Annotated in this window: 3 protein-coding genes and 1 pseudogene; all 4 read right to left on the bottom strand. The window is 75.3% G+C overall.

Annotated elements, in window-relative coordinates; translation table 11 throughout:
* Window positions 1-1,053: pseudogene (locus tag H5J33_RS30640) on the bottom strand (PD40 domain-containing protein); the annotation flags it as partial.
* A gap of 57 nt (window positions 1,054-1,110) precedes the next feature.
* Window positions 1,111-1,503, bottom strand: a complete 393-nt coding sequence (locus tag H5J33_RS30635) for a VOC family protein (RefSeq protein WP_181798027.1) — start codon at window positions 1,501-1,503, stop codon at window positions 1,111-1,113.
* A 13-nt stretch (window positions 1,504-1,516) separates the two neighbouring features.
* The gene (locus H5J33_RS30630; protein ID WP_181798026.1) at window positions 1,517-2,254 is read right to left on the bottom strand and encodes a 16S rRNA (uracil(1498)-N(3))-methyltransferase; all 738 of its coding nucleotides are present in this window, start codon (window positions 2,252-2,254) and stop codon (window positions 1,517-1,519) included.
* Window positions 2,251-2,621: nitronate monooxygenase (locus H5J33_RS30625; RefSeq protein WP_181798025.1), on the bottom strand; the 371-nt coding region annotated here is incomplete at its 5' end. The genes H5J33_RS30630 and H5J33_RS30625, both read right to left, overlap by 4 nt.

Here is a 2,621-nt window from a genome sequence, read left to right as displayed (position 1 = left end):
GTCGACGCGGAAGGCGCGCGGCATCCGGGCGCGGACGCCGGGGGTGGCGGCCAGGGCGCGGGCGGGGCCGGAGCGGTGGGTGACCCAGTGCACGCCGCCGCGTACGCAGACGGCGCTGCCGCGCGCGGTGTGGTCGGGGGACGCCTCGCCGAACCAGCGGGAGGCGTTGACCGGGTACGGCCGCAGGTCCACGCGGGGTCCGCCGAGCCGTATCTCCAGCCGGCGCGGCTCGGCGCCCTCCAGGTCGTCCAGCAGCCACAGTTCACCGGCCGAGCTGTAGACGATCCGGGTGCCGTCGCCGGCCGCGTGCCGGGCGTAGAAACTGCCGAGAGGAGTGTGCCGGCGCAGGTCGGAGCCGTCGGCGAGGGAGGAGTACAGCGCTCCGGTGCCCTCGTGGTCGGACAGGAACGCGATGCGGTCTCCCGCCCACACCGGGCACTCGATGTTCCCGTCGAGGTCCTCGTGCAGCCGGACGAACTCCCCGGCGCCCTCCTCGCCTTCGGCGGCCCGGTCGATCCACAGCTTGCCCGCCGTGCCGCCCCGGTAGCGCTTCCAGTAGGCGGCCTCGCGGCCCATCGGCGCGGACAGCAGCACGGTGGCCGGGCCGAGGGCGACGCCGCCCACCGGGCCGTAGGGCAGGGTCTCGGCCGGGCCGCCGTCCAGCGGGACGGCGTGCGCCCAGGTGTGCCGGAAGCTGTGCCGGCCGTGCGCGCCGAGCGCGAGCACCCGCCCGTCCGGGGTCCAGCCGCGCACGTCCGTACGGGAGTTGCCCCAGTACGTCAGCCGCTCGGCGGGCCCGCCGTCGACCGGGGCGACATGCACCTCGGGGGCGCCGTCCCGGGTGGACGTCCAGGCGAGGTGCCGTCCGTCCGGTGACAGACGGGGGTGGGTCACCGGCATGTTGTCGGCGCTCACCCGCCAGGCCCGGCCGCCGTCCAGCGGGGCGAGCCATACGTCGTCCTCGGCGACGAAGGTCACCAAGTCGCCGTGCAGATGGGGGAACCGGAGGTAGCCGGAGCCGTGCGTGTTTCCCGTCGAAGCGCCCTGAGTCACCCCGTCACTCTACGCAGCGACGGGCCCGGCCCGCCCCCGGTTTCCGGTCACTCGCGGTCAGCCGCGCAGCAGCAGCCACTCCTGGAGTTCCACCAGGTTGCCCTCGGGGTCCTTCAGATGGGCCACGCGCATGCGGTCGGTCAGGGGTGCCGGGCCGTGCAGCAGGACCGCGCCCCGGGCGGTGATCTCGGCGCAGTAGGCGTCGAGGTCGTCGACGCGCAGCACGACCAGGGAGCGGTGCCCGGTGGCGGTGCCGCCCAGCTCGGCCAGCACCTCGGCCATCATCGAGCGGTCCTGGAGGGCGATCCCGGCGGAGCCGGTGTGCGGGCTGAACTTCTCGTAGGGCCCCCCGGTCGCGCCGGACTGCGGCTTGAGGCCGAGGACATCGGCGTAGAAGCGGTAGCAGGCGGTGAAATCGCTCACCAGGAGCCGGACTTGTGCGAGTTCCACGGGATCTCCGGTGCTATGACCAGCGGCCGGTGCGGCCCAGCAGCAGGGCCGCGGCGGCGGTGCCGGCGGTGGAGGTGCGCAGGACGGTCGGGCCGAGGACGTACGGCGTGGCACCGGCCTCGGCGAACAGCGCCAGCTCCTCCGGGGAGACGCCTCCCTCGGGGCCGACGACCAGCACGATCTCGCCCTCGGTGGGCAGCTGTGCGGTGGCCAGGCGCTCCGTGCCGCTCTCGTGGAGCACGGCGGCGAAGTCGGCGCGGGCGAGCAGCGCGGCCACCTGCTTGGTCGTCGCCGCGTCCGCGACCTCGGGGAAGCGGACCCGGCGGGACTGCTTGCCGGCCTCGCGGGCGGTGGCCCGCCACTTGCCGAGGGCCTTCAGCCCGCGGTCGCCCTTCCACTGGGTGATGCAGCGGGACGCCTGCCAGGGCACGATCGCGTCGACGCCGACCTCGGTCATGGTCTCGACGGCGACCTCCCCGCGGTCGCCCTTGGGCAGGGCCTGGACGACGGTGATCCGCGGGCTCGGCGCCGGTTCCTCGGTCACCGGGTCCATGCGGACGACCAGCCGGTCCTTGCCCTCGGTGCCGGTCACCTCGCACACCGCCCAGCGCCCGGCGCCGTCGGTGAGGACGACCTCCTCGCCGGGCCGCAGCCGCTTCACGGAGACCGCGTGGCGGCCCTCGGCGCCCTCCAGGACGTACCGGTCGCCGTCCGGCTCGAAGCGCTCCACCACGAAGACGGGGGCGGTCACGCGCCCTCACCCCCCTTACGGGACTCGTCCGACAACGCGGTCCGGGCCTCGGCGAGTTCCGCCGCCAGCACCTCAACCAGCCGTCCGGCCGGCAGCCGCCGGGCCATCCGGTGGCCCTGCCCCGCCCACAGCGCCATGCCCTGCGCGTCACCGGCCTTCGCGGCGGCCTTGCGCAGCGGCGAGGTGAGGTGGTGGACGTCCGGATAGGCGGCGGGCGCGTACGGGCCGTGCTCGCGCAGGAAGCGGTTGACCAGGGAGCGGGCCGGTCGGCCGCTGAAGGCGCGGGTCAGCCGGGTGCGGGCGAAGAGGGGGTCGGTCAGCGCCCGTTTGTGCGGGTCGGGCGCGCCGGACTCGTCGGTGGCGAGGA

The organism is Streptomyces sp. WELS2, assembly GCF_013870595.1.
Classification (GTDB): Bacteria; Actinomycetota; Actinomycetes; order Streptomycetales; family Streptomycetaceae; genus Streptomyces.
This window is presented reverse-complemented; position numbering and strand designations above follow the sequence as displayed.